We start from the raw sequence: 22909 nt of genomic DNA on the forward strand, positions 1-22909 counted from the left end.
GCTCCCACAGGATTTGGGGTTGCCGCTGAATTTGGGCACGACATAAAACCTGTGGGAGCCGGGCTTGCCCGCGATGGCCGCGACGCGGTTCATCGGCGTACACGGGATTATGCCCACCCCGGACGCGCCGCCGCCAACAGCTCTTTGGTATACGGATGCTGCGGCGAGTCGAACACGTCGTGGCTGGCGCCGCTTTCCACCACTTTGCCGTCCTTGATCACGATCATGTCGTGGGCCAGGGCGCGCACCACCGCCAGGTCGTGGCTGATGAACAGGTAAGTCAGGCCATGTTTCTCCTGAAGCTGACGGAGCAGGGCGACCACTTGTTTTTGTACCGTGCGATCCAGCGCCGAGGTCGGTTCGTCGAGCAGGATCAGCGCCGGTTTCAGCACCAGTGCGCGGGCAATGGCGATGCGCTGGCGTTGGCCGCCGGAGAATTCGTGCGGGTAGCGATGACGGCTTTGCGGGTCGAGGCCGACTTCTTCCAGCACCCGGATCACCTGGGCTTCGCATTCATCCGGGGTGGATTGGCTGTGCACCTCAAGACCTTCACTGATGATCTGCGCCACTGACATTCGCGGGCTGAGACTGCCGAAGGGGTCCTGGAACACCACCTGCATTTTCTTGCGCCACGGTCGCAGCTGCTTTTGCGTCAAGCCATCCAGGGCCTCACCCTGAAAGCGAATGCTGCCCTGCGAGTCGAGCAAGCGCAGGATCGCCTGACCCAGCGTGGACTTGCCCGAACCGGACTCGCCGACGATGCCCAACGTCTTGCCGCGCTGGACGTTCAGGCTGATGCCATTCACCGCGCGCAGGTAAGTTTTTCGCTGAAACAGGCCGCCACCGAGGGCGAACTGCACCTGCAAATTATCCACTTCCAGCACTTTTTCGCGCTCGTCCCGGGGCAGGGCTTCGCCTTCCGGTTCGGCGTTCAGCAGCACGCAGCTGTAAGGGTGTTTCGGCTCAGTGAACAGTGTTTCGCAGGGTGCCTGCTCGACGATTTCCCCGGCGTGCATCACACACACTCGCTGAGCAATGCTGCGCACCAGATTGAGGTCGTGGCTGATCAGCAGCAGCGACATGCCGAGCCTCCGTTGCAGGGATTTGAGCAACAGCAGGATCTTGCGCTGCACTGTCACATCCAGCGCAGTGGTCGGCTCATCGGCGATCAGCAATTCCGGCTCGCAGGCCAGGGCCATGGCGATCATCACCCGTTGCCGTTGACCGCCGGACAGTTGATGGGGATAGGCCTTGAGCCGCTCTTCGGGCTTCTGGATGCCCACCAGTTGCAGCAACTCGAGAATCCGCGCTTGCGCCGCTTTGCCGCCCAGTCCTTTATGCAGCAACAGGGTTTCGCCAATTTGTTTTTCGATGTTGTGCAGAGGATTGAGGGAGCTCATCGGCTCCTGAAAAATCATCGCGATCCGGTTGCCGCGCAGCTCGCGCAAAGTCTTGATGTCAGCGCCGATCAATTCCTGGCCGCGATAGCGAATGCTACCAGTGGTTTCAGTGCCGGTCTCGGGCAGCAGTTGCAGGATCGAGTGGGCGGTCACCGATTTGCCGCAACCCGACTCGCCGACCAACGCCAGGCACTCGCCGGGGCGGATGTCCAGGCACAGGTTGCGCACCACGGTCTGGCCGCTGAAGGCCACGGAGAGGTCACGGATTTCGATCAGGTTGTCACTCATATCAACGGTCCGCTTCATGATCGTGATCAAGATCTAGGGTCAAAGGCATCACGTAATGCCTCGCCAATGAACACCAGTAAAGAAAGAATCAGCGCCAGGGTGAAAAACGCTGTGAGACCCAGCCACGGTGCCTGCAGGTTCTGCTTGCCTTGACCGATCAATTCGCCCAGGGAAGCACTGCCAGCGGGCATACCGAAGCCGAGAAAATCTAGCGCCGTGAGGGTGGAAATCGCGCCGGTCAAAATGAACGGCAGATAACTCAGGGTGGCGTTCATGGCGTTGGGCAGAATGTGCCGCACGATTACCTTGCGATCGGTCAGCCCCAGTGCACGGGCGGCCTTGACGTATTCCAGGTTGCGTCCGCGCAGGAACTCGGCGCGCACCACGTCCACCAGGGCCAGCCAGGAAAACAGCGCCATGATTCCCAGCAGCCACCAGAAATTAGGCTCGACGAACCCCGACAGAATGATCAACAGGTACAGCACCGGCAGCCCCGACCAGACTTCCAGCAAGCGCTGACCGAGCAGGTCGACCCAGCCGCCGTAATAGCCTTGCAGCGCACCGGCGGCGATGCCGATCAACGCGCTGATGAAGGTCAGCGCCAGCGCGAACAGGATCGACACCCGCGCGCCGAAAATCACCCGGGCCAACACGTCCCGGGCCTGATCGTCGGTGCCCAGCCAGTTGACCTTCGACGGTGGACTCGGCGCCGGTTGGTTGAGGTCGTAATTGGGTGTGTCGTCGCTGAACGGGATCGGCGGAAACAGCATCCAGCCGCCGTCCTTGTGAATCAGCTTTTGCACGTATTCGCTGCGGTAGTCGGCTTGAAAGGGCAGTTGCCCGCCAAATTCCTGTTCGGTGTGGCGTTTGAATGCCGGGAAATACAGCGAGCCCTGATAACTGACCATCAGCGGTTTGTCGTTGGCGATCAGCTCGCCGCCCAGGGTCAGCAGGAACAGGCCGATAAATAACCACAGCGACCACCAGCCCCGGCGGTTTTTCTTGAAACGCTCGAAACGGCGACGGCCCAGCGGCGAGAGCTTGAACATCAGGCGTTCCTCGCGGCGAAGTCGATGCGTGGGTCGACCAGGGTGTAGCAAAGGTCGCCGATGAGTTTTATCAGCAGGCCGAACAAGGTGAAGATGAACAGCGAACCGAAGACTACCGGATAGTCCCGTGATACCGCGGCTTCGTAACTCATGCGGCCCAGGCCATCGAGGGAAAAAATCACTTCGATCAGCAGCGAACCAGCGAAAAATACGCTGATGAAGGCCTGCGGAATCCCCGACACCACCAGCAGCATGGCGTTGCGAAACACATGGCCGTAAAGCACCCGACGTTCACTCAAGCCCTTGGCCCGGGCGGTGACCACGTATTGGCGGGTGATTTCATTGAGGAAGGAGTTCTTGGTGAGGATAGTCAGGGTGGCGAAACCGCCGACCACCAGCGCCGTCACCGGCAGCACCAGGTGCCAGAAGTAATCGGTGATTTTGCCCAAGGTCGACAGTGACTCGAAATTGTCCGAGACCAGGCCGCGCACCGGGAACCAGTTCAACGAAGTACCGCCGGCGAAGACCACGATCAGGAACATCGCGAACAGGAACGCCGGCATCGCATAACCGATGATGATCGCGGTGCTGCTCCAGATATCGAAATGGCTGCCATGGTGCACAGCCTTGCGGATGCCCAGAGGGATCGACACCAGATAAGTGATCAGCGTGGCCCAGAGCCCGAGAGAAATGGTCACTGGCATTTTTTCCAGAATCAGGTCGGTGACGGTGGCACCGCGGAAAAAGCTCTTGCCGAAGTCGAGGCGGGCGTAGCTCTTGAGCATCAGCCACAGGCGTTCCGGCGCCGGTTTATCGAAGCCGTATTGCTTTTCGATCTCTTTGATCAGCTGCGGATCGAGCCCGCGACTGGCACGCGAGCTGCCCAGCACGGCTTCGCTGGAACCGCCGCCGACATTTGCGCCGCCGATGCCTTGCAGGCGCGCGATGGCCTGTTCCACCGGGCCACCCGGCGCGGCCTGGACGATAACGAAATTGACCAGAAGAATGATCACCAGTGTCGGAATGATCAGCAGCAAGCGCCGCAGTACGTAAGCCCACATCAGTGCGGTCCTCCGGGCTTGCCGCGTTTGATGAGCTCGGCAGTCATCTGTTGGTTGGTCAAGGGAGTGGAACTCACTTCCCACCAACTCTCGATGGCTTCGTCATTGCTCGCCTGTACAGAGGGAATGCCGAAGCGGTTCCACCACACAGTCGAGCTGCCTGGCGGGTAATAATTGGGAATCCAATAGAAGTTCCATTGCAGGACACGGTCCAGGGCATGTGCGTAGCGCAGCATGTCAGCCTTGGTGGTGGCGCGAACCAGGCCGTTGACCAGCGTATCGACCGCCGGATTCTTCAGCACCATGTAGTTGTTGGAACCGGGATCGTTGGCCGCCGCCGAGCCAAAATAATTGTACAACTCGTTGCCCGGCGACGTGGTGACCGGGTAGCCGGTGACGATCATGTCGTAGTCCCGGGACATCAGGCGGTTTACGTACTGGGAGGCGTCGATGCGGCGAATATTCAGGTCGATGCCGATTTGTTTCAAGGTGCGCTTATAAGGCAGCAGCAATCGATCCATACCGTTCTGGCTGATCAGGAAGGTGAAGCTCAGCGGTTGACCCTGGGCATTGACCAGTTGATCGCCATCGGGTTTCCAGCCGGCCTGTTCGAGCAGTTTCAGGGCCTGCAACTGTTTATCGCGGATCACGCCGCTGCCATCGGTTTTCGGTGCTTCGAAGACCTGCGTAAAGACCTCGTCGGGAATCTGCCCGCGCAGCGGTTCGAGAATCGCCCGTTCACCTGTGTCAGGCAGTTGTCGTGCGGCGAGGTCGGTATTGGAAAAGTAGCTCTGCTGGCGGATGTAGAGTTCGCGCATCATCTGCCGATTGCTCCACTCGAAATCCCAGAGCATGGCCAGGGCCTGACGCACGCGGCGGTCCTGGAATATCGGGTTTTGCAGGTTGAACACAAAGCCCTGAGCCGTTTGCGGTGCCTCTTTGGCCAGGTGGGCTTTTTGCAGGCGACCGTCGCTCAGGGCCGGGCTTTCGTAGCCGATGGAATAGGCGGTGGCGGAGAATTCGCGGTTGTAATCGTAGGCGCCGCCACGCAGGACCTGACGGGCAACGTCGGTATCGCCGAAATACTCGATGCTGAAATGATCGAAATTGTAGAGGCCGCGGCTGACCGGTAAATCCTTGCCCCACCAGTCGGCGTTACGCTCGAAGGTGATGCTACGCCCGGAGTCGACCTTGTTCACGCGGTACGGCCCGCTGCCCAGCGGTGGCTCGTAACCACCGCCGCTGGCAAAGTCGCGGGTTTTCCACCAGTGCTCGGGAAATACCGGCAAAGTGGCGATGTCGAGGGGCAGGGTGCGGTTTTCGTTGCTCTTGAAGTCGAACCGAACGGTGAGTGGCGACTCTACTTCGACGCCTTTGACGTCGGCGAATTGCGTGCGATAGCGCAGGCTGCCCTGGGTCATCAGCAGGTCGAAGGTATAGCGAACGTCTTCGGCGGTAATCGGCTTGCCGTCGGCGAAACGGGCCTTCGGATTCAGGTAGAAACGCAGCGACAGTCCGTCGTCGGAGCGCTCCATCTGTTGGGCGACCAGGCCGTAAACGGTATAGGGCTCGTCCAGCGAACGCTGGGCCAGAGGCGAGTAGATCAAGCCGTCGATCTGCGTGACACCCGTGCCCTTGTCGATGTACGGCAGCATATGGTCGAAATGGCCGATTTCCATCGCCGAGCGACGCATCGTGCCGCCCTTGGGCGCGCGCGGGTTGGTGTAGGCGAAATGGCTGAAGCCCGCGGGATATTTCGCCGGTTCACCGTACACGGTCAACGCATGTTGCGGTGCAGCGTTCACACCGGCGGCGCCCAACAACAGGGCCACGGCAGTGAACAATAAAGTGGGGAAAGCCAGTCGCATTGTCAGCCTTAGAGCCGGGTGGTCGATAACCACAATTTGTACGCTAGCGGCGCGTCCCTCGCCAGCCGTATCACGTAACGAAAACACAACGGCCCACCAAAAGGCGGGCCGTTGTGTAGCAAACTCAAGCGTTGATCAGTCCTGACGGCTGGTCACTTCCAGCAGGTGGTAACCGAACTGGGTCTTGACCGGGCCTTGCACCACGTTGATCGGTGCGCTGAAGACTACGGTGTCGAATTCCTTGACCATCTGGCCTGGACCGAACGAACCCAAGTCACCGCCCTGGCGGCTGGACGGGCAGCTGGAGTTGGCTTTAGCGACTTCGGCGAAGTCGGCACCGGCCTCGATCTGGGCTTTGAGTTCGTTGCACTTTTCTTCGCTGGCAACCAGGATGTGACGGGCAGTGGCTTTGGCCATGGGAAAATACTCCATTCAATGTTCAATAAAGTGCGGAGCCTACCGGATTCAGTGGGCTATTTCTCTCTCAAAGTTCCGTCTTTATCGCGTGACATTGTGGCATCGCTTAAAGGCCGGCGTTTCTCAAGCGTTCGGCATGCTGTACGTACAGAGCGATCGGGTCGATACCCTTGCGGACCTGACCGGTTGTCTGGCCGAGGCTGTCCAGATGATCCAGCGGATAGTCCGAACGGATCACTTTACCCAAGTGGGTGCTGAATCGGCCGACCATGCCGTCATTCTGCTCGGCTTCGGTGGTGAAATAGTGAGAGAAGGCGCGGAGGAACCCGTGCAGCGGATTGAGTGCATGGAGCCCCTCATTGAGAATGCTTCCTTGCAGGGTGCCGCTCCAAGAGTAGTAACGCACGCCGTTCACCAATTCGCGACCCTTGCCGCCCCAGATTTTCGGTAACCCTTGAGGGTACTTGTCATTGAATGCGCCAACGCCTTCGGTGGTCAGTGCATTGAGTGCGGCGATGGCGTTCTGCGGCAGGTGCCGGTTGCCACTGAGCAGCGACAGGAAATCGGCGAACAGAGTGGCCACCGCTCCGGCAACATGCTCCGGCAGGCGCCCGGGCGTCAGTGCCTTGCGCAGGAAGTCGGCCAGTTCCGAGCCATGGTTCGGCCCGCTGACCGATGTCACCGAAGCGACCGCCTCTGGCGCCAGCGCCCCCGCATACCGTGCAGCCAGTGCGCCCTGACTGTGACCGATCAGGTTGACTTTGCTTGCACCGGTTCCTTGCAATACCCGGTCGATCTGCGCCAACAGTTGTTCGCCGCGGGTTTCATTACTGTGGGTGGCTGACAGGTGTGGGATGAAAACCCTCGCGCCGGCACTTCTCAGGGCCAGTTTGACGTCATGGAACAGTTCCAGGTTGCCGATGCGATCGAAGCCGAAGAGCCCGTGGGCCAGCAGGATCGGATACTGAGTGGTTGCATTCCGTAGCATGTACATTCCTTTTTCGCAGTAGGTCAGGTGTGTGCTCAAGGGCGCACTCTAAAGCACACCACCCGCTCGGCGATGTATGAAAAAGCCGCTGTAACCTGATGAAAACGGAATAGAAATTGTACGAAAACTCGAATGAGCATGAGGTCTTGGTCGGAATATCCGGACATCTTTTTAACGATGACTGCGAGCTTCCTCGCAATGACCTACCGCTGAAACGTCCTTTTACCGTGCAAGCCGACGCAATTGTCCGGCAGCGCGAATCAGCACCGCGGGTTTCAATAGGCTTCGTTCGATGCCGACCTCAAGGCGGCATTTATTCCAAGGACTGGAGCGTTGAATGACTACTTGTAAAGCAGATATCTTGAATGTTGTAGAGCAATGCATGGCGGCACCACAGTTGGATCAGGCGTATAACGCCATCCTCGATCCATCTGACAATAAGGCCATTATTACTGTCTCTCCTTACCCGGACATGGCCTGCGGAGACAAACTGGTCATGTTCTGGTCAGGTATCGATTCCGAGGGTGTTGCGTATCGGCATGAGGTATCGCGTTTTGTCAGCGAAGCTCAGGTGGGCAGGGCGATTGTCTTTTGTGTATCGGCCACACATATCGCCGCATTGGACGGCGGGTCACTCGAGGTTTATTACGCTCTCTACACTGCGCGCCTTTGTGAACCTGTGGAGTCCGGGCGTTTATACCTGAGCGTCGGTGATGCCCGGTCAGATTTGCTGCCTGTGATTGTGAACGATGCAGTGGGCGGCACACTCGATCCGGACCGAGTCGCCCAGGGTGCACGCGTAACGATCAGGCCGTATGCCCGGATGGCGGCTGGAGATCGGGTCTTGCTGTCCTGGGCAAGTGTTACGCCACAAGCGAGCTTCAATGACACATTGAGAATCGAGTCCTTTGCAGTGGGCGGCGAGTTGTCGTTCTGGGTAAATCCCGACTGTATTGCGCTCAATCTCGGGGCAGCCGTTACGATCGGCTACTGTGTCGAGCAGAAGGGGCAAGCGTCACGTTTCTCGGAGCCTGCACAACTGTTGATCGGCCCGTTGGAGCGAGAACCGCTTCTGCCACCTACCGTGCTGGAAGCCGACGAAGGTTGGCTGGATGTGCAAGATGCGATCGATGGTGTCACCGTCGTTATCGACAACGCTCAGGCCGAAGAGGGAGAACTGGTTTATCTGAAATGTGACGGTGAGCATTTCAATCACCGCGATGATCGTGAAGTCTCCAGGGAAATGGCCGGTCAACCGCTGGTATTTATCGTTCCCTACAGGTTTTGGCGCGAGCATCAGGACTTGACGATCCGAGTATCTTATTCGGTCGAGCGTCTCGACGATGTGAGCCAGCAGTCCGAAGTCACGTTGGTGCAAGTGCACTCGTAAACCGGTTTTAACGTCGATCGCCTTCCGGTTTTCGATTGAAAACCGGAAGGCGGGGATGGGTCACTTTGGCTGTTGAGTAAGGCGCTGCGTACGAAGTCGCTCGGCTGCCTGCAGCAACAACTGTTCCGTTCCGGTCCAGCCAAGGCAGCCGTCCGTTACCGACACCCCGTAACGCAACGACGGGCTCAACGGTTGGCAGCCTTCGAACAGATGGCTCTCAATCATCATGCCGACCAGCGAACGATCACCTTGCAGGCGCTGTTCGAGCACGTCGTTGAACACGGCTGGCTGGCGCAATGGATCTTTTCCGCTGTTAGCGTGGCTGCAGTCGACCATGATCCGTGCCGGGATCTTCAGTCTGGTCAAATCGCTGTGCACTTGGGCGATGCTGTCGCGGTCGTAGTTCGGCCCGCGATGGCCGCCACGCAGTACCAGGTGGGTGTCGGGGTTGCCCGATGTCTGAATGATTGCGGGGTGCCCTTGGCTATCGACGCCGAAATGGCGATGCGGGTGGGCGGCCGAGCGCATGGCGTCGCTGGCGACAGTCACACCGCCATCGGTACCGTTCTTGAACCCTACCGGCATGCTCAGGCCGCTGGCCATTTCCCGGTGGATCTGTGATTCGGTGGTACGGGCGCCAATCGCGACCCAGCTCAGCAAGTCGTCGAAGTAGCCGGCGGCCATCGGTTGCAGCAGTTCGGTGGCAACGGGTAAGCCCAGTTGGAGCATTTCGCGCATCAATTCGCGGGACAGCGTCAAACCGCCCGCCATGTCATCGCTGCCATCCAGATGCGGGTCGTAGGCCAGGCCTTTCCAGCCGATCGTGGTGCGGGGTTTTTCGACGTAGGCGCGCATCACCAGCAGCATTTCATCGCTGACTTCGGCGGCCAGCCGGGCCAGGTTGGCGGCGTATTCGAGGGCTGAACGGGGATCGTGAATCGAGCAGGGGCCGACGATGACCAGCAGACGGGAGTCTTCACCGTTGAGGATCGCGCGAACCGCCTGACGGTGGTCGGCGACTTGCCGGGTCAGGGCATTGCTGAGGGGTAATTGCTGTTTGAGTTGCAATGAGCTGGGCAGGCGCAAGGTCAGCGCTTCATTGGCAGGGCTCAGGGTGGACAGCGGCAGAGCAGAGACGGACGAGTTCATATTCGGGCTTCCTGGGCTGGCGGCGGGTTCGTTCCCGCGCGCTCGGCCCTACTGGGGTGTTCGACAATTGGCCGGATTGGCTGCGTGTGTGTGCTTGCCACCTGTGGGTGACCGATCGGAGGCGGCAGGCTGTCCCGAGCGGAGGCTGGTAAATCGCCAGGCGGTAAAACTGTCGTAACGGTAATAAGTGGCGTAGTTCATGTCGTGAATCCTCAAATTGTCTGGTTGACGCTAAAAATGTATGCAGCTAAATGCAGGGAGCTGAAAAAACAAAACCCCCGGTCGGGGAGCCGACCGGGGGTTGAGAGTTCTCTGGTGGCGACCCGTTTAAAGTGGGCGCCGTGTGGGTATCAGGCGCGCCAGTGGCTAAACCAATACCCAAAATAAAAGCTGACCGAAGCACAAACGTCATTCGCCCGGGCAGCCGCAACCGAGCGCGGGGCGCTGGCGGTACGAAGCGGTGAGAGGGCGTTGAGCATGGTCTGTCTCCGATGAATGCACCGAGCTTACTAGAGGCCGGTACGCGGATTCAATCAGAAAATGCTATCGATGATCATGGGCTTTTCTATCGCTTGAGTACGTCGGGGGTTGTGACACACTTTGCGCTGCGCCCAACTACCACAACGTCACAAGGACGAACCATGACGACACTGACCATTGCCGCCGCTCAATCGATTTCCATCGCCGGTGATCTTGCCGCCAATATGGCCTGGCATCAGCGCTTCATGCAGGTTGCTGCGGAGCAGGGCGTGCAATTGCTGGTGTTTCCGGAACTGTCGCTGACCGGGTACGAACGCGGCCTGGCGGCGGAGCTGGCCATAGCGCCAGGCGCCGATGTGTTGCAACCGTTGCGCGATTTCGCGCGGGAAGTCGGTGTGACCAGTGTCGTTGGGATGCCGATTCGTCTGTCGGACGATTCGCCGGTATTGATCGGTGCGCTGGTATTGGGTGCCGACGGTTCGCTTGGTGTTTACAGCAAGCAGCATCTGCACCCGGGTGAGGAAGTGGCATTTGCCCCGGGAGCGGGCGGTTCGACATTAAAGATCGGTAGCGACACCGTCGCGCTAGCGGTATGCGCCGATTTTTCTCATGCCAGCCACGCGGCAGCCGCGGCACTGCAGGGCGCTGACCTTTATGCCGCGGGCGTGTTGATCACAGAAAACGGCTACGCTCCAGATACCGCACTATTGCAGGGCTATGCTTGTACCCACTCGATGGCGGTACTGATGGCCAACCATGGTGGCGCAACGGGTGGCTGGGAGTCGGCAGGGCGCAGTGCAATCTGGGCGGCGGACGGGATGTTGATTGTGGCGGCGCCGGGTACGGGGAACCTTATGGTCGTTGCACGTCGCAATGCTGATGGCTGGAAAGGGCAAATCGTCGCTGTGGCGGAGGCTTGAATGGGTTTCGAATTGCGTCCGGCAACGTCTCGGGATCTGGACTTCGCTCGTGACCTGACTTGTCGAAATATGCTTCGGTACTACATCCAACATGAGCTGTTGTGGCTGGACGAGGCCTTTGATGTCGCCTGGGAGGGACGCGAAAACTGGCTGATTGTGCGTGATGACACATTGATGGGGTATGTCAGTCTGAGCCGTGACGCCAGAGCCTTGTATATCCGCGAATTGCATTTACTTGAGGCGTACCGGGGGCAGGGCGCCGGTTCCTGGACGATCGATCAGGTATTCGCCATGGCGTGCAAGGAACGACGCCCGGCATTGCGTCTGACCGTCTTTGAAAATAATCCGGCAAAAATGCTTTACGAGAGAAAGGGTCTCAAGGTGGTCGGTCAAGACCAGTGTTTCCTGAGAATGCAGCGTGATATCAATGAACTGCATCGCTGAAACACACTGGCGGCAAGCCTCGCAAGAAGAATTGACACTTTTTATATGCTGCTTGCCGCTAGGTCTGCCAGTTGCTTTTTGCTAAGGTGTCCGACAACCCAATAAGACCAAATCGCGAGGTGTCTGCTTGATTAGGGGGCTAGTAGTCGATGACCATGATCTCGTTCGTACAGGCATTACACGAATGCTGGCTGACATCGATGGCCTGCAAGTAGTCGGCCAGGCTGAGTCAGGGGAGGAATCCCTGCTTAAAGCGCGTGAGTTGAAACCCGATGTGGTGCTGATGGACGTCAAGATGCCCGGGATCGGCGGTCTTGAAGCCACGCGCAAATTATTGCGCAGTCATCCGGACATCAAAGTCGTCGCGGTCACCGTGTGCGAAGAAGATCCGTTTCCTACCCGGCTGTTACAGGCAGGGGCTGCGGGTTACCTGACCAAGGGCGCCGGATTACCGGAAATGGTCCAGGCCATTCGCCTGGTGTTTGCCGGGCAACGTTACATCAGCCCGCAGATTGCCCAGCAATTGGCGATCAAGTCGTTCCAGCCAACCAATGATTCGCCCTTCGACGCGTTGTCGGAGCGGGAGATCCAGATTGCGTTGATGATTGTCGGCTGTCAGAAGGTGCAGATCATTTCCGACAAACTGTGCCTGTCGCCAAAAACAGTGAATACCTACCGTTACCGTATTTTCGAGAAGCTTTCGATCAGCAGCGATGTCGAGTTGACGCTGTTGGCGGTTCGTCACGGCATGGTTGATGCCAGCCTCTGAAAATGACTGAAATCTTCGATCCAAGTGCTTTTCTGTCGACGGTCAGTGGGCGGCCGGGCGTCTATCGCATGTTCGACAGCGATGCGCGGCTGCTTTATGTCGGCAAAGCCAAAAATCTCAAGAAGCGCTTGGCGAGCTATTTCCGCAAAGCCGGTCTTGCCCCCAAGACCGCCGCGTTGGTGGGCCGTATCGCCCAGGTCGAAACCACCATCACGGCCAATGAAACCGAAGCCTTGCTGCTTGAGCAGACGCTGATCAAGGAATGGCGTCCGCCTTACAACATCCTGCTGCGCGACGACAAATCCTACCCTTACGTCTTTCTCTCGGATGGCCAGTTCCCACGCTTGAGCATTCATCGGGGGGCGAAAAAGGCCAAGGGCAAATATTTCGGCCCTTATCCCAGCGCCGGTGCGATTCGCGAAAGCCTGAGTCTGCTGCAGAAGGCTTTTTTTGTTCGTCAGTGTGAAGACAGCTTCTACAAGAACCGTGCCCGACCTTGTCTGCAATACCAGATCAAGCGCTGCAAGGCGCCGTGTGTGGGGCTGGTGGAGCCCGAGGTGTACGCCGAAGATGTACGCCACTCGGTGATGTTTCTTGAAGGGCGCAGCAACGCCCTGGCGGACGAGTTGTCTGCGGCCATGGAGGAAGCGGCGGTCAACCTCGAGTTCGAGCGCGCCGCCGAGCTGCGTGACCAGATCTCTTTGCTGCGTCGGGTCCAGGACCAACAGAGCATGGAAGGCGGGACGGGCGATGTCGATGTGATTGCGGCGTTCGTCAACCCAGGTGGTGCCTGCGTGCACTTGATCAGCGTGCGCGGTGGCCGGGTGTTGGGGAGCAAGAACTTCTTTCCGCAGGTGGGTATCGAGGAGGACGTTTCCGAAGTCATGGCCGCGTTTCTCGGCCAATACTTCATCAGCAGTCCCGAGCGCGACTTGCCGAGCGAGCTGATCGTCAATGTGGTTCACGAAGACTTTCCGACCCTGATCGCAGCCATCGAAGAGCTGCGCGGTCGCGAATTGACCATCAGCCATCGAGTGCGCGGCACCCGAGCCCGCTGGCAGCAATTGGCGGTCACCAATGCCGAGCAAGCGCTGGGCGCACGTCTGGCTAACCGGCAACACGTTGCGGCACGTTTCGATGCCCTGGCCGAAGTGCTGAAACTGGACGAGCCGCCGCAACGTCTCGAGTGTTACGACATCAGCCATTCCAGCGGCGAAGCCACCGTGGCGTCCTGCGTGGTGTTCGGCCCGGAAGGCCCGATCAAGTCCGACTACCGCCGCTACAACATTGAAGGCGTTACGCCGGGCGATGACTATGCCGCGATGCACCAGGCCCTGACCCGACGCTTCAGCAAGTTGAAGGACGGCGAGGGCAAGTTGCCGGACATCCTTCTGGTCGACGGCGGTAAAGGTCAGCTGTCCATGGCCCGTGACGTGCTTAACGAACTGGCGGTGCCCGACCTGATTTTGCTGGGCGTTGCCAAGGGCGCGACGCGCAAGGCCGGTTTCGAAACCCTGTACCTCAATGACGCGGCTCATGAATTTACCTTGCGCGGCGATTCCCCCGCGCTGCATTTGATCCAGCAGATACGCGACGAAGCCCACCGTTTCGCCATTACCGGGCACCGCGCACGTCGTGGAAAAACTCGCCGTACGTCTACGCTTGAGGGCGTTGCCGGTGTCGGACCGACACGTCGACGCGATTTGTTGAAACATTTTGGTGGATTGCAGGAGCTGTCTCGTGCCAGCATCGAAGAGATCGCCAAAGCACCCGGAATCAGCAAAAAGCTCGCAGAGTTGATTTATGCAAATCTGCACAGCGAGTAGAATGCCCAACTCACCTCGTAGCCAGTTGTGCCGATGAATATCCCTAATCTGATTACCGTTCTACGCGTCCTGCTCATCCCGATCTTCATTTTGCTGTTTTACTTGCCTTACCACTGGAGCTATTTGGCGTCCGCTTCGGTCTTTGCCTTTGCCGCCGCGACCGACTGGCTCGACGGGTATCTGGCCCGACGTCTGGAACAAAGCACACCGTTCGGGGCCTTCCTCGATCCTGTTGCGGACAAGCTGATGGTCGCCGTTGCCCTGGTTCTGCTGGTGCAAGAGCATGGCAACCTGTGGCTCACGCTGCCGGCCGCCGTTATCATCGGTCGCGAAATTGTCGTCTCGGCACTGCGCGAGTGGATGGCCGAACTCGGTGCCCGCGCCCATGTAGCGGTGTCGAACCTGGGCAAATGGAAAACCGCCGCGCAAATGCTGGCGCTGGTGATCCTGCTGGCCAATCCGTCTAGCTTCAGCTTCTGGGTCCTGATGGGGTACGCCTTGCTGCTGGTGTCTGCTGGTCTGACGTTATGGTCCATGGTCCAATACTTGCGGGCTGCCTGGCCGCATCTGAAGACGGACGTGGAAAAGAAATAAACTTTTTTGAATCAAGGGGTTGACGGGGCATCTGGATTCTATAGAATGCGCCTCACCAAGACGCGGGAATAGCTCAGTTGGTAGAGCACGACCTTGCCAAGGTCGGGGTCGCGAGTTCGAGTCTCGTTTCCCGCTCCAAATATTGCGCTACGGAGTTCCACTGAATTCTGTAAGTGATTGAAATCAGGGCCTTTAGGCCCTTTTTTCGTTCCAGCGGGAACCACTGAAATCCAGCACTATCCGGTGCGTTTAAGTCCAGAATTGAGTCCAGAATTCTGACGAGCACTGAATCGGTTTGTTGCTGGAGCAGTTTGCGCAACGAGACGAGCATCTGGCCCTGACTCTGTTCAGGAGCTCGCGATGGCACTCTCAGAAATGACAGTTCGGCACGCCCGAATCACCGGTAATGACTACACCCTCGGCGACAGTGATGGTCTCACACTCAATGTGACGGCCAGAGGCGGCAAAGTCTGGCTCTTCCGCTACTACTGGGCGGGCAAGCAGAAGCGCATGTCCCTCGGTAGTTATCCCCAAATTGGGCTTAAAGAAGCCCGTACCCGTCGTGATGAAGCCCGTACCTTGGTTGCCCAAGGCATCAATCCCTATGAGCATCGCAAACAACAGCGGCTTGCTGTTCATGCTGCGAAGGAGCACACCTTCGAGGCTGTGTTCAATCAGTGGGTGGAGTTCCGCAGGCTGAGCCTGAAGGAAGGGCGTCAAAGCACGCTCTCGCAGATATTGAGAATCTTCAATAAAGACGTCCTGCCCAGCCTGGGCGGGCGGTCTATCTACGATATCAATCGTCACGATCTGCTGGATTTACTGAGCAGGATCGAACAGCGCAAGGCCTTAACGACCGCCGAAAAATGCCGGACCTGGTTCAACCAATTGTTCCGCTATGCGCTGGTGAAAATCGAGGGGCTGGAACACAACCCGGCTTCAGACCTTGATGTGGTGGCACTTCCCAAACCTCCTGTTACGCACAATCCATTTCTCCGAATGGACGAGCTCCCAGGATTGATGGTTGCTCTTCGAAATTACGGTGGCGCCAGCCAAACGCGGCTTGGCCTTCGGTTGTTGCTGCTGACCGGTGTCCGCACGGGCGAGTTGCGGTTGGCGACACCAGACCAGTTCGATCTGGAGAAGCGCTTGTGGGTCATACCGGCGGAAGTGGTGAAACAACTCCAGCTAGCGATGCGGAAGCCAGGTAAGCAGATTCAAAATGTGCCGCCGTACATTGTCCCGCTGTCGGTTCAGGCGCTGGAGATCGTGCGTCACTTGCTGGACCAGGTTGTCCCCGCACAGCGCTACTTGTTTGCGCATCGAAGCGACCTGAGCAAGCGCATCAGCGAAAACACGCTGAACGGCGCGTTACGCCGGATGGGGTACGCCGATCAACTCACGGGTCATGGGATGAGGGCGACGATCTCGACGGCGCTGAACGAGATCGGCTACCCGAAGGTGTGGGTGGATGCTCAGCTTTCTCATGCTGATCCGGATAAGGTGAGTGCGGCTTACAACCACGCGGAGTACGTCGAGCAGCGCCGGACCATGATGCAGGATTGGGCGAACCGTCTGGATCTATGGGGGCAGGGCCAGCTAAAAGCGGCAAGTTCTCCGCTGACTATTCGTTTAGAGGGGGCAGCTTCGTTACCTTCGTTGGAAAACGCGAACGCAAACGCCGTTCTGTACAACAGCGGCTCCCCCGCGACGACCGTCCCAGTCTCCACAATGTCCATCAGCAACGAACCGGTCCTTAATGCGGCTCAGCATCCACCTGTCCTACCTGCTCCAACGCAGACTGGACAGCTGCGCGAACCCCAGGTATCAGACATACAACGTCAGCGCGCCGAGATGCTCGCCACTTATGAAGCTTCGAGTAGTCTGCCGCTGCTTGTCTTCGCCAAGCTGGCAGGCAAATCCCGAGATCAGATCAACCGCGATATCAAGGCTCGGCACCTGCTGTCTCTGAGCCTTGGGAATCGCGGTCAGCGCATTCCTGATTGGCAGCTTGATCCACTGCGGCACAAGTTGGTACTTGCTGCGTTAGCGCGGTTTCCGGATGTTGATGGGTGGAGGCTTTATGGCGCCCTTTGTAAACCTCATGAGCGATTAAAAGGTCGCGCGCCAATCGATGTGCTTACTAAGGAGAATTTCGATGTAACCGCGCGGATCGTTTGCAGTGCCCTAGGCTCAAGCTGAGGTGCTGTCTCGTGCGGTGATAACGAATGTGGCTGCTTCCTTGGGGTCATCTAGCGCTACTCCTGAATGCGTGGACTACACACGTCGCCTGATGTTTCGGAGTTGGTCGGCTAGAGGATTCTATTGCGCAGGAAGACACCATTTGGCAATATCCCGTTCCCGCGTTCTCTTATCAGCTCTCCATCCCTCTCATTTGGGGGCTGTGTTTTTGAGGGGCGGGTAATCACCCGGCTTCGTGCCGGGTTTTTTATGCGTTCGGCAGATACGGCCGGCGGATAAACATGGAATTAATCTACCCCTCGTATAGGGTGCTAGGGGTCGAGTGTTCGAATCACTCCGTCCCGACCATTTAATTCAATGACTTAGCCGAACTCTAATCAGTTCGGCTTTTTCATATCTGAAAATTACTCCCACATTTACTCCCACGGATATCGTGGATCTCGGTATGCCGTCTCAGATGGCGTTCGAGAGTCTGAAGATGCGAAGACATTCATCAGTGGGTTGCCTATCTGGACATTCCGCAAGGCAAGCTTCGGGTTACGGCTGTAGGGAGCGCGGAGCTTTCTATTGCTGGTGAGGTGATCCGGACAGTCGCTCAGACTCCGGTAGAGTCATCGGATAGCACATGCTTCCCACGGCGGAGGTTCTTTTCGATGGGGGCTATCAACTTCCTGGTGATGGAAGCTCGGGCCGCGATCACACGCATTAACCTAATTGCTAGAGCTATGGATGCCGTCCTTACGTGATTGAGGTTGATGCTGAGCCCGTCGGAAAGCTTGATGAATCCCAAGCCTGTAAATACAGTCAAGGTCGTTATATCCGAAAAACATTTTGACTTGGCTCTAGGAAGGTATTTTCAGGCGGAAAAAATTCAAATGTGCCCCCAATTTTGCCCCAGTGCATCAGGTTCGCGAGTGGCGATTTCCGACAGAGCCAGATGGATTCAGATGGCTTTCAGTAGTTCATAAGTGCGGGGGAGTGGCTCACGCTGCCTACCTCTCAGTCGGGAATGACCAGCGGCGTTGGATGGGGCTGTCTACAGTGCTGCGTATCTTTCAGTCCGACGCTGATTGACCTACGAACAATTGGATATTTATACAGCTGTTACGCAAACTCCGACGATTTGCACCAAAAATAGTCTCCGATCTTGTTTACCGGTCCCGTCAATCACGTTAACTTGCGGTAACGCTGGCACAGTGCCGCTATCGGTCATCCCTGACTAGATCTCACTCGCGCGCACGGCTGCTCAGCTGGTGCCTACCCTTATTCAGGGCGGGATCATTGATCGCGCGCAGCAACCGCAAGAGGATTCTGCGGTTTAGTGTTTGTAGGAAGTGTTATGGATGGCGTGAGCTTCAAGCAGGTAGACCAGTATGCGCTGTGTTGTGTCGAGAATTTTTCTGATGAGCTTAAGCTCGCGCTGAGGGAAAACCTCACCCGTATCTGCCATGGTGCTGATCAGGCCAGCAAGGACAGGGCGATCTACAAATACTCTGCGACGATTAAGCACTTCTGGAACGAGCGCTATTCCAAGAAAACTTGGGAAACCCGGATTGGTATGCTGGGTGAGCTCCTGTCTCACGTCATCATTCTGAAGCTCTTCCCCAACTTCGATGTGGTCTCCCCGTTCTTCAATATGGAAGAGAAGAGTATCCGGAAGGGCTTCGATCTCCTCCTATACGAGACCTCAACCAACAACGTCTGGATCACCGAGGTCAAGTCGGGCGGCAGAGGGGCGGACAAGACTTCTTGCTCGGCCACAAGTGCGCAATTGCGTTTGGCTCGGGATGACCTCAAGAGGCGTTTGGCTGAGCCGGAGCTCAATCACTGGCTTAACGCGATCAATGCCGCGAAAAATGCGATCCACAACAAAGCTAATTACCGGGACTCGGTTATTGAGATCTTGGAGATGGAAGGTGATTTGGCTGAAGAAGACGGGGCGAGTGCTTCGGACAACAATGTGTTTCTGGTCTCTGCCCTGTTCAGCGAAGTGTCCCAGGCTATCGCCGAAAATACCGTGTCAAATTTCACCACCAAGCTGGTAGCTGAAGCTGTGTTCAAAACGGTGTGGGTGCTGTCCCTCCACAAAGGCACCATGGAAAAGCTGGAAGAGTTTTTGAGGCAGGAGGCGGAGCAGTAGCATGGAAGAGCTGACTATCAGGAAACTGGGCAACACCAAGTTCAAGGATCTGTATTTCCAACTCCTCAAGGGAGACGAACTGGGTAACACAGAGATTGTGAAACTTTTGGCGATCGCCGTGCTGCTCCTTAACCACAAGACCCTCGAAATTCGGCGTCTCGGCTACCGCATTATCCTGTTTTACGGTAACGCTTCGGGTCAGTACCAGGCGCTGTACGATGTTGCACTCAACAGTGGTCTGCACCCTGTCTCAGCAGTAATCAGCAGCTACTTTTCCGAGGATGATCACCGCAGCGAGTCGTTCATCCGAAACATCGTGGGCAGCTACATCGATACCTTCCGTGATCAAGGCATCGTGCTGACTGAGCAACAGGATGCCCTGCGGACATTTGTTCAGTCGGAGTACCGTAAGTCGTCAGTCGTGGTTGCTCCGACCAGTTACGGTAAATCTGAGCTCATCATCCAATCGGTGAGGGAAAATCCAGGGCAGCGGATCCTGATCCTCGTGCCTTCTAAGGCTCTGCTGGCCCAGACGAAAAAACGGTTGATCTACGCGGACATTGAGGGGCTGGGCAAGGTGGTGACCCACCCCGAGATGTATTCGGTTGAGCGGAAGAACAGGGCATTTGTCCTGACCCAGGAGCGGCTCAACAGGCTCTTGAACGAGAACGCCGGGCTGAGCTTCGATATGGTCTTCGTCGACGAGGCCCACAACCTGCTGCAGAGCGACCGCAGAAGTGAATTACTGGCTGCCATGCTGTGCATCCTGGGGGCTCGTAATCCGGAAACATCATTCAAGTTCCTGACTCCCTTCCTATGCGATGAACTCAATGTCCGTGTGCGCTTCTTGGACATGATCCCGAGCGGATTCAAGATCGACGAGTACATCAAGTCTGAGCGCTTCTACATTAAGGATTTTAGGGCAGGGAGGGGCCAGACGAAGCTCAAGCTCTACGACCATTTCCTGAATGACTGGATGGAATTCGATCGGAGGTATGCCAACTGCTTCGAGCTCATCAAAGGCGAAGCACTGTCCAAAAACATCGTTTACGGCAACAGGAAAAAAAGCATTGAGTCATTTGCGGTTGAACTGGCAGCCGTGCTGCCGCTCGTAGATTGTCCGCTGATCCAGACCGCCTGTGCCGAGCTAGAAGAGCTTTTTGACCGACGCTACAAACTGATCGGCTGCCTGCGCAAAGGGGTTATGTACCACCATGGTTCGATCCCTGACACCATCCGTCTTTACTTGGAGAACCTGTTCAGCAGCTCCAAGCAGATGAGGTTTTTGGTCTGCAACTCCACGCTTCTGGAAGGGGTGAACCTGCCGATCGAACGACTCTTCGTCTTTGATTTTTTCAAAGGGAAGCAAAAGCTGACGCCATCTCAATTCAAGAACCTGGTCGGACGCGTCAACCGGTTCAGTGAGGTCTTCGCGCCTGGAGCTAAGGCTGCGTTGAGAAAGCTGGAGTCCAGCATCTACCTGTTGGGCGTAAATGGCTACACCCGCGACAATGCAGCGCTTGAGACTTTCTACGATAAATCCGTCAACGTTACAAAGGTGGTCAAGGACACTGTCAGCAACGTTCTGCTTGAAGCCACCAAGATCATCGATGGGAAGGTGTCGGTTCTCTACGACGACGCCGTGGCTCGTCTTGAGAATCTGCATCCTGGCGTGGTTAAAGATCGAGAGTGTCGGTACGTTACCACTCAGGTGGGCAAGCTCCTAATCGCGAACAGTGTCAGTGAAATTGACGTGTTCTCAGAGGAGGAGGCTATTGAACGGAAGATCAGGCGAGGCATCGAGGCGAACGGCGTCATCAACACCGTTGACCGGCTGATGCTTGCGATCTCCAAATCGTTCGTCGATCACTTCGACAACAGCCGAGAGTACAGCGACCTGGTGCGTCTCAAGCAAGAGCCTGCCCGGAATTTCTACGCCATGATCCTGGATTGGAAGCTGAAGAAACTCAGCGTCAAGCAGACGATCCGACAGACGCTCGCGTACTGGAAAAAGCTGGTCGAGACTAGCCATAGCGATCACGTGTTCGTGGGTAAATGGGGTGATACCAAATATCGCGACAGCAAGTACGAGAACTGGGTAAGGATCTCCCAGAAGGATGACGGCGAGCGTATTAACCTGGCAATCGTCCGTCTCAAGGACGAGGACGATTTCTTCGACAACAAGATCTTCAAGTTCGTCGAGGTGCTGAATGGGGTAGGCGCCCTGGATCCAGGGTTCTACAAACTCATCAAATACGGCACTGCGGATGACACCAAGATCAAGCTCATCCGCGATGGTTACAGCCATGGCCTGGCGGATCTGATGCTCGAACGGTATCCCGAAACTGTGCGTGCGACGCTCGGCGGCGAGATCGAAGTGAGCCCTCGCCTAGTCAACATGATGATCACCAACGAGGAAAGCGATCTGCTGATTTTTGAAGCCAAGATGAACCTCAAACCCATCTGATTGAAGATTTTGGAAGCGCCTGCGAGTTTGATCAGGATAGCGTAGTGAGTCGGGTACAGCGATGAGTCGAGATTCATCCCGACATTGGTCGAGGCTAGCCGTCCGTGCTCCTTAGTGATCGGCACGGCTGAGTGCACGAGCTTCGTCAATTGAAGCCTTTGGGATCTCTCAGGAACTCTTCGGCGATGTGCAGTGCGCTGATGTGCTGTGCATGGACGATGGGATTGCCGCATGAGCAATCTGTGGTCTGCGCTTCCCGTGTCCACACTCCGCTTGCCTGCCTCCGATATGTCCAGCCCGTGATGAAGCCGGCGCCGCTCAGTCGGAGCCCTGGGTGGTTGACGGTGAGTTCACAAACCTCAAATAGGTCGGGCCCGCGAGGTATGACGCCGACGCCCTTCTGGTAGAGCGTCAGGTGATCTAGGGTTGGATGCTTGATCAACGTGTCTGCTTCGAATGCTACCGTGCCATTCTCGTTGATTAGCTTCTCGATTTCAGGGAAGCGAAGGGGCTTGCTCGGGTCGGCTGAGCCATAGAGCACCATGTCCGGGATTTCGACGAAGATTCCACTGTGAGGGTTACCATCAATCGAATCCTGGGTATCCAGAATCCTTGCACCACGATAGAACGCCGTTTGCGCACCTGCGATTTTCACTAAGCTTGGATGGTACTCCGGAAGCTCCAGTGCTCGCTTGAACGCAGGCAGATTTTTGAGGCTTGCTTCAAACTTGATCTCCTCCCACGGCAAGCCCAGCAGTGATCTTAAGATCGGATCGTCTGCGGGAGAGGGGAAGAGCGTGTTCGTGTCGGTTAAGCCACGGGCAGCGGCATACGCCTGCAGAACGTCGCTCGGGACAGTGATTTGTGCGAGATAGCAATTCTGTGGAATCGGATTGTGCAGAGGGCCAAGAAGCCAAGCTGACTGAGCCACGGTGCGCGGCCTGTAGCCCTCAACCGTCAACGTAGCCAAGTTGACTAGGCCTACATGATTGGCGGCCTGCTTACTGAGCACATACAGATGGCCAGTGCCGATCACAGGTGCATAGCGGGCCATGCGCTTTCTGACCATCACCGCCACCTCGTCACAGTCCTCGCACAGCTCCAGCGTGGTTGCTTCACTGTATTTGTGGCTGGCGAACCATGCGGCTACGGCTGCACTTGAAGTGCAATCGACGTAAAACGAACGCCACCCGTAGTGCTGAAGGAGGGCCTGCTGGTAGGCAAAGTCTGATCGGTGCTGGGCGATGTAGGCATCCAACACGCCTTGGGAGTAGCGACACCACTTGAGCATTTCGCTCGGTATGCACCCCTTCCTGTCGAAGGACGTTCCTATGGAGGGGGCTCCCACCTCACCGTAATGGGAGATCTGGCCACGAAACAAAATATCCTCACCGAAGGTCCCAAGGAGCTGGTTTAACTCGTCGACGCTATTCGCTGCATATTGCTTCAAAGCTGCC

17 protein-coding genes and 1 tRNA gene are annotated in these 22909 nt (G+C 57.1%); 10 read left to right on the forward strand and 8 right to left on the reverse strand.

What is annotated here, in order from left to right; all coding sequences use genetic code 11:
• Window positions 1-107: 107 nt before the first annotated feature.
• From TU81_RS00970 to TU81_RS00995, 6 genes are all read right to left on the reverse strand, one after another.
• Window positions 108-1688 (reverse strand): ABC transporter ATP-binding protein, encoded by a 1581-nt coding sequence (locus TU81_RS00970; protein ID WP_048393583.1) that lies wholly within the window; start codon window positions 1686-1688, stop codon window positions 108-110.
• 26 nt (window positions 1689-1714) lie between these two features.
• Window positions 1715-2737, reverse strand: coding sequence for an ABC transporter permease (locus TU81_RS00975; protein ID WP_038982976.1), 1023 nt, complete (start codon window positions 2735-2737; stop codon window positions 1715-1717).
• Window positions 2737-3798 (reverse strand): microcin C ABC transporter permease YejB, encoded by a 1062-nt coding sequence (locus TU81_RS00980; protein ID WP_038982977.1) that lies wholly within the window; start codon window positions 3796-3798, stop codon window positions 2737-2739. The genes TU81_RS00975 and TU81_RS00980 overlap by 1 nt, the downstream gene beginning before the upstream one ends.
• Window positions 3798-5666, reverse strand: coding sequence for an extracellular solute-binding protein (locus TU81_RS00985; RefSeq protein WP_038982978.1), 1869 nt, complete (start codon window positions 5664-5666; stop codon window positions 3798-3800). Before TU81_RS00985 ends, TU81_RS00980 begins: the two co-directional genes overlap by 1 nt.
• Window positions 5667-5801: 135 nt before the next feature.
• Window positions 5802-6083, reverse strand: coding sequence for a peptidylprolyl isomerase (locus tag TU81_RS00990; protein ID WP_048392758.1), 282 nt, complete (start codon window positions 6081-6083; stop codon window positions 5802-5804).
• 106 nt (window positions 6084-6189) lie between these two features.
• Window positions 6190-7071, reverse strand: coding sequence for an esterase/lipase family protein (locus TU81_RS00995; RefSeq protein ID WP_048392761.1), 882 nt, complete (start codon window positions 7069-7071; stop codon window positions 6190-6192).
• A gap of 337 nt (window positions 7072-7408) precedes the next feature.
• On the opposite strand from TU81_RS00995, the gene TU81_RS01000 reads away from it, so the two are divergent.
• Window positions 7409-8461, forward strand: a complete 1053-nt coding sequence (locus TU81_RS01000) for a hypothetical protein (RefSeq protein WP_048392763.1) — start codon at window positions 7409-7411, stop codon at window positions 8459-8461.
• 60 nt (window positions 8462-8521) lie between these two features.
• Here TU81_RS01000 and TU81_RS01005 read toward each other — a convergent pair whose 3' ends face one another.
• On the reverse strand, window positions 8522-9610 hold the full coding sequence (locus TU81_RS01005) for a 3-deoxy-7-phosphoheptulonate synthase (RefSeq protein WP_038982981.1): 1089 nt from the start codon (window positions 9608-9610) through the stop codon (window positions 8522-8524).
• A 641-nt stretch (window positions 9611-10251) separates the two neighbouring features.
• Here TU81_RS01005 and TU81_RS01010 point away from each other — a divergent pair.
• From TU81_RS01010 to TU81_RS01050, 9 genes are all read left to right on the forward strand, one after another.
• Window positions 10252-11010: a carbon-nitrogen hydrolase family protein gene (locus tag TU81_RS01010; protein ID WP_048392765.1), complete on the forward strand. Its 759-nt coding sequence runs from the start codon at window positions 10252-10254 to the stop codon at window positions 11008-11010.
• Window positions 11011-11454 carry a GNAT family N-acetyltransferase gene (locus tag TU81_RS01015; RefSeq protein ID WP_038982983.1) on the forward strand — a complete coding sequence of 148 codons (444 nt, stop codon included), beginning with the start codon at window positions 11011-11013 and terminating at the stop codon, window positions 11452-11454. It begins immediately after the preceding gene.
• Between the two features lie 127 nt (window positions 11455-11581).
• Complete coding sequence (gacA, locus tag TU81_RS01020; RefSeq protein WP_082157786.1) at window positions 11582-12223, forward strand: response regulator transcription factor GacA; 642 nt, start codon at window positions 11582-11584, stop codon at window positions 12221-12223.
• A 2-nt stretch (window positions 12224-12225) separates the two neighbouring features.
• Complete coding sequence (gene uvrC, locus TU81_RS01025) at window positions 12226-14049, forward strand: excinuclease ABC subunit UvrC (protein ID WP_008066868.1); 1824 nt, start codon at window positions 12226-12228, stop codon at window positions 14047-14049.
• Between the two features lie 33 nt (window positions 14050-14082).
• Window positions 14083-14643 carry a CDP-diacylglycerol--glycerol-3-phosphate 3-phosphatidyltransferase gene (gene pgsA / locus TU81_RS01030; RefSeq protein WP_007896267.1) on the forward strand — a complete coding sequence of 187 codons (561 nt, stop codon included), beginning with the start codon at window positions 14083-14085 and terminating at the stop codon, window positions 14641-14643.
• 62 nt (window positions 14644-14705) lie between these two features.
• Window positions 14706-14781, forward strand: a tRNA-Gly gene (locus TU81_RS01035).
• A gap of 222 nt (window positions 14782-15003) precedes the next feature.
• On the forward strand, window positions 15004-16845 hold the full coding sequence (locus tag TU81_RS01040; protein WP_048392768.1) for a tyrosine-type recombinase/integrase: 1842 nt from the start codon (window positions 15004-15006) through the stop codon (window positions 16843-16845).
• A gap of 1339 nt (window positions 16846-18184) precedes the next feature.
• A complete protein-coding gene (locus tag TU81_RS01045; RefSeq protein ID WP_048392770.1) occupies window positions 18185-18985 on the forward strand; it encodes a hypothetical protein in 801 nt (266 codons plus the stop codon).
• Window position 18986: 1 nt separating this feature from the next.
• Window positions 18987-21452, forward strand: coding sequence for a DEAD/DEAH box helicase (locus TU81_RS01050; protein ID WP_048392772.1), 2466 nt, complete (start codon window positions 18987-18989; stop codon window positions 21450-21452).
• 145 nt (window positions 21453-21597) lie between these two features.
• Here the strand turns inward: TU81_RS01050 and TU81_RS01055 are convergent, their stop codons facing one another.
• Window positions 21598-22902, reverse strand: coding sequence for an FRG domain-containing protein (locus TU81_RS01055; protein WP_048392774.1), 1305 nt, complete (start codon window positions 22900-22902; stop codon window positions 21598-21600).
• Window positions 22903-22909: the final 7 nt, after the last annotated feature.

The organism is Pseudomonas lini (genome assembly GCF_001042905.1).
Classification (GTDB): Bacteria; Pseudomonadota; Gammaproteobacteria; order Pseudomonadales; family Pseudomonadaceae; genus Aquipseudomonas; species Aquipseudomonas lini.

Excerpts from the sequence above, each read along its gene's own strand:
- TU81_RS00970 (WP_048393583.1), bottom strand. The coding sequence starts at position 1,688 with ATGAGTGACAACCTGATCGAAATCCGTGACCTCTCCGTGGCCTTCAGC.
- TU81_RS00975 (WP_038982976.1), bottom strand. The coding sequence starts at position 2,737 with ATGTTCAAGCTCTCGCCGCTGGGCCGTCGCCGTTTCGAGCGTTTCAAG.
- TU81_RS00980 (WP_038982977.1), bottom strand. The coding sequence starts at position 3,798 with ATGTGGGCTTACGTACTGCGGCGCTTGCTGCTGATCATTCCGACACTG.
- TU81_RS00985 (WP_038982978.1), bottom strand. The coding sequence starts at position 5,666 with ATGCGACTGGCTTTCCCCACTTTATTGTTCACTGCCGTGGCCCTGTTG.
- TU81_RS00990 (WP_048392758.1), bottom strand. The coding sequence starts at position 6,083 with ATGGCCAAAGCCACTGCCCGTCACATCCTGGTTGCCAGCGAAGAAAAG.
- TU81_RS00995 (WP_048392761.1), bottom strand. The coding sequence starts at position 7,071 with ATGCTACGGAATGCAACCACTCAGTATCCGATCCTGCTGGCCCACGGG.
- TU81_RS01000 (WP_048392763.1), top strand. The coding sequence starts at position 7,409 with ATGACTACTTGTAAAGCAGATATCTTGAATGTTGTAGAGCAATGCATG.
- TU81_RS01005 (WP_038982981.1), bottom strand. The coding sequence starts at position 9,610 with ATGAACTCGTCCGTCTCTGCTCTGCCGCTGTCCACCCTGAGCCCTGCC.
- TU81_RS01010 (WP_048392765.1), top strand. The coding sequence starts at position 10,252 with ATGACGACACTGACCATTGCCGCCGCTCAATCGATTTCCATCGCCGGT.
- TU81_RS01015 (WP_038982983.1), top strand. The coding sequence starts at position 11,011 with ATGGGTTTCGAATTGCGTCCGGCAACGTCTCGGGATCTGGACTTCGCT.
- uvrC (WP_008066868.1), top strand. The coding sequence starts at position 12,226 with ATGACTGAAATCTTCGATCCAAGTGCTTTTCTGTCGACGGTCAGTGGG.
- pgsA (WP_007896267.1), top strand. The coding sequence starts at position 14,083 with ATGAATATCCCTAATCTGATTACCGTTCTACGCGTCCTGCTCATCCCG.
- TU81_RS01040 (WP_048392768.1), top strand. The coding sequence starts at position 15,004 with ATGGCACTCTCAGAAATGACAGTTCGGCACGCCCGAATCACCGGTAAT.
- TU81_RS01045 (WP_048392770.1), top strand. The coding sequence starts at position 18,185 with ATGGATGGCGTGAGCTTCAAGCAGGTAGACCAGTATGCGCTGTGTTGT.
- TU81_RS01050 (WP_048392772.1), top strand. The coding sequence starts at position 18,987 with ATGGAAGAGCTGACTATCAGGAAACTGGGCAACACCAAGTTCAAGGAT.